We start from the raw sequence: 4,589 nt of genomic DNA, 5'->3' as shown, positions 1-4,589 counted from the left end.
TAATTATATTGTATTGCATTTAATTATTGGATACTATTATTACATCAATTACGACCACAAGAGAAGCATGGAAGAATTTTTGCTCACAGAGCGTGTGGCAAAAAAGTATAGTCCATGTAAGCTTGCGGAAGTTTATGTCAAAACGGCCCGTGTGTACAGTAGGCAAAACAGAATAGAAAAAGCAAAAAAAGCGATTACCGAGAGTATAAGAGTAGCGGACAGCTGCAATGATCTAGAGAATAAAATTAACGCCTTACGAACCTTAAGAGAAATTATGGTGGAGCAGGGAGAGTTTGAAGCTGCTCATAAAACATTCGAAAGACTGGATCGATTAGTAGGGATAGAAGATATGAAGATTCGAAACAGCAGAATCGATTCGTTTGAAATTGCGAACAAAATCAAGTTAAAGGAACAGCAGAATACTTACCTGAAAAGAATCAACTATAATAAAGAAGAGCGTTTGCAAAAACAGAAAGTGGCTCTTATTGCTTCGTTAATCGGAATTACTTTATTAATCATATTGTTGTATTCGATTGTGGTATTGACCAAAAAGCAACGAATAACCAATGAAACGCTAAAACTGCAAAAAGAGCAAATTGAGGTAAAGAATAATGATCTTAAACGCCTTAATTTATTGCACCAAAAGATTTTTACAGTAATCTCCCATGATTTTAAGGAACCAATCACAACCTTAAAAATTTTATTAGAGAAAGAAGAGATACTTAAAAATGAAAATGAGATTGTATCAACCTACATGAAAGCGATCGGGCAGCAATTGGAACAATCGGATGCCATGCTCACCAGTTTACTCGATTGGGCCAAAATGGAACTGATTACCGCACAATCGGGTTATAGCGAGATCATGCTGCACAACCTTATCAGTGCGGCCTGTAAAGAGTTAGGGCATCAGGTAAAGGCCAAGAATATTACAATTGAACTTAAAGTAGCAAAAGGTACAGTCATCATTTTTAACTCGGCTGTTTTAAGTATAGTCTTGCGAAACGTTATCAACAATGCTATTAAGTTTAGTTACGCAGACAGCACTATTGTTATAGAATATGATCATCATGAAATAATCGTAACAGATTCAGGAAAAGGAATCGAGCAAAAAAAGATTGACAAATTATTCAAACAGAAAATAAATCCGGGACTAGGCACTAATCTGGAATCGGGGTTTGGAATCGGACTCTATTTGTGTCAGGAATTAATGCTGAAAAACAAAGGAACGCTTGCCGTTTTTAACAATGAATCAGCAGGTTGTACTTTCAAAATTATCTTGCCAAAATAGGGAAAACCGCTATTTATTTAACAATTTTTTTGTCGCTAATTTGTGTTATGATACATATTGCATTTTTTGAAGACCAACCTATTGTCTGTGGGGGTCTTACTAGTTTTTTTTCAAATCAAAAAGATTTGGAAGTGCTTTTTTACGCGACAAATAAGCAAGATTTATATCTTAAAGTTCAGCAGCATTCAGGATTAGATTTAATTATTGTTGATCTGATTGCAAGTGATGTGCAGGGACTGGAAGTCTATGAATACCTTCATAAAAATCATCCTGATTTGCGAGTAATTGCTTTTACCTCTCTTTCAAGTCCCATATTAGTCGAAAACTTATTGGCTATGGGCGTAAAAGGTTACGTTAATAAAAACCAGGACAGTGAAGATCTTTTAGAAGCTATTAGATTAGTATGGGAAGGTGGAGTTTATCTGCCGGACGACTATGCCTTTTTATCCAAACAAAACAGGGTAGGCACAGCAATTACGCTAACGGCAAAAGAGCTTACGATCATGCAATACATTATTAGAGAATTTACTACAGCCGATATTGCCGGCGAACTAAAACTTTCGGTCAATACGGTCGAAAATCACAGAAAAAACATTTTTAGCAAACTCGACGTGAGTAATGTTGCCGGTATGGTGCGCGAGGCATCAAAACTGGGACATATTAACTAGAGTATAGTGGTGGTTTAGGTCCCTTCGACTTGAGTCTAATCGCTATAATTTTTGAATATCAAGGGATATTCGAAAAGACTTTGTATGGAATTTTAATTATTTATTATATGGTGAACTTTACTTTTTTTATAACCCGGTTTTTTGTTAGAAGAAGCGCTCTGGAGGAGGGTTTCTTAATCTCTTTTACTTCGCTTGATTTTGATGCTTTTCTCCGAAAAAGTAATCGCTTTTCACCCGATACATGTATTAAAAACTTTTTTTTTACTCTCATGCATTCGCTACAACAGCAGGAATTAAAATGGCATTCAGGTTGTTATAGGGAGATAAATTCTATAGCAGTTACTAATAATCAAAACTATTAAAATGTTGAATAAAATTACATTAAAATTAAGGCAATTACAGCTGACTTTTATACTGTGTTTTCTTTCTCTCTTCAGTGGATGGAATGTCTTTGCTGAAGGGTCTAAGGATTTGTTCCCCAGTGGAGCAACGGGACATAGAATGATGTTGTCTAGTTCTGGTATAGCACCTACTAGTACCGCAATTGTAAACAGAGGAAGAATGTTTGTTTATGCGAAAGCCAACGAAACCCTTTATTTAGGGTCTTCTGCTCAAGGTATTCGCGGAGGAACAATTCTTTTGACAAGTCCAACTGGTAATACTAGCTTTAGTAGCGGGAACTCTACTACAGTTGGGTTAATTGCCAATAGAGCGCAAGAAATTAACGGTCCTGTAAATTTAACTACGGGTGGTTATACACCATATAGTTTTAAAGTACCGGCAGGAGAAACGGGAGTGTGGGTAGTAGAGTTTATATCACCTAATGATTCTTTAGATCCTTCTGTTACTAGTTATGCTGCTCATACTTTTACAGCTGACGGAAACTGGACACAAGCTAATAATAGTCCTTATGTTGTTGCTTGGGATATTACAGTAGCCAATGAAGGAGGAACTGGACAAAAGGGACGTGTGTATACTAATGTGTTAACAGGGTCTTTAGGTTCTGCTTCAAATAGCTTCATGTCTACTTGTAATATTATTACAAATGATGGTTTTAGGTATACTGTTAAACCTAATGGTATGACACCTTATTACTTTGCTTTTTTTTGTAACAATAAAGGGGTTAGAACTGGTTCAGCGGCAACAGGAGCTCCAAGTTATAAAAGCACGTCTATGGCGAGTTTATATAATTTAGATAATACTAAAACAGGTTTTTCTTTTCAGGATCCTACAATTGTTGATGATTTAACCAATACGACATCCAAAATATTTTTTAATCTGCCAGACGCAAGCTTACCGGCTTCTGCACCTATTTTTTTTCCGGGGAGCACAGCTTCCACAACCTGGTTGAATGTGCCTATTGTTGCACAAGCTATTTCAGCTATTTCGGTAAATGGAGTAGAAGGAACCAGTGGTATGGGAGTTTATCCTCTAGGAGCTTTTATCAATTTTACGGCCACTGTTAACGCTAATTATCTTATCGAAATTGATGTTAATGGAAATGGATTGATGACAGATGCCATAGATGTAACTTTAACAGGTACTGCTATTGCGGGTGCGAATAAAGTAAGATGGGATGGTAGAGATGGTGCACGTAATCCTATAACCAATAATACTAGTTTGAAATTAAGTATCGTCCTTTTCAATGGAGAGGTACACTTTCCATATTTAGACGCCGAGCGAAATACGAACGGTATTATTATTACCAGATCGAATGGACCGGATCCTAATAGTAATGTGTATTGGAACGATACGCCGATTGGAACAGATACGGGTAGTACCGATAAATTTCCTCCAAATTTGTTGGATGCTTCTTCGCGTACCTTAAACAATAGTAGTTTAGCTGGTACACATAAATGGACTACTAGTTCGTCTCGTTCTTCAGGGTATGGAGACTTACAATTACTGGATACATGGGCTTATGTGTATACTACACCCGGGCCGCCAATATCTGTACCAATTGTACAAAATGAGGCAGATTTAGCGGTAACAAGTATTAGTGATGTGGTTAGTGGTAATGTGGGATCAAATGTTACTTATACAGTCGTTGTAAAAAATATTGCAGGACCAAACAATGTAACTGGAGCAAAGTTTAAATTCTCAGACTTAGCTTCAGGCGCAAATTTAGCGGTTCAGTCGTTTACCTCTTCTTCTACTTTAGGTGGAGCAATTACCACGCATACCATTACCGGCGGTGTGCTTGATGCTACGGTTGACTTACCAAAAGACGCTACGATTACATTCACAATTGTCGCAAAAGTATTAGCAGCAGCTGGAAGTAATCCTACTGTAAAGGCAACGATTATGCGTCCCGCAGATTTAACAGATCCGGACGCGACAGCAGATACACATATCGGTACACCTCCGGTAGATGCTGATGTGGAATGTGACGGAACGCCTAGTGGTGTGGGTTGTAATAATGCAAAGACAGATGCTTTAACGGTTATTTTTATAGCATCACCAAAAATTGAAGTAGCTAAAAAGGCAACTTACGTAGATGCTAATGCAGATGGAATCGTAAACGTTGGTGATAGAATCGATTATACTTTTACAGTGACCAACACAGGAAACGTAACCCTGGCTCCAGTAACCATTAGTGATGCTAATGCAGTGGTAAGTGGAAGCTTAGCGAG

General features: G+C 37.5%; 2 protein-coding genes and 1 pseudogene. All 3 read left to right on the top strand.

What is annotated here, in order from left to right:
• On the top strand, positions 1–1,288 hold a 1,288-nt coding region (locus JO950_RS21350; protein WP_202704449.1), incomplete at its 5' end, for a HAMP domain-containing sensor histidine kinase.
• A 47-nt stretch (positions 1,289–1,335) separates the two neighbouring features.
• Positions 1,336–1,956, top strand: coding sequence for a response regulator transcription factor (locus tag JO950_RS21345; protein WP_157495883.1), 621 nt, complete (start codon positions 1,336–1,338; stop codon positions 1,954–1,956).
• A gap of 363 nt (positions 1,957–2,319) precedes the next feature.
• Positions 2,320–4,589 (top strand): annotated as a pseudogene (locus tag JO950_RS21340) (DUF11 domain-containing protein); the annotation flags it as partial.

It is taken from the genome of Flavobacterium sp. UGB4466 (assembly GCF_903469665.1).
Classification (GTDB): domain Bacteria; phylum Bacteroidota; class Bacteroidia; order Flavobacteriales; family Flavobacteriaceae; genus Flavobacterium; species Flavobacterium lipolyticum.
Note: the sequence above shows the minus strand (reverse complement) of the source record. Positions and strands in the feature narration are given on the sequence as shown.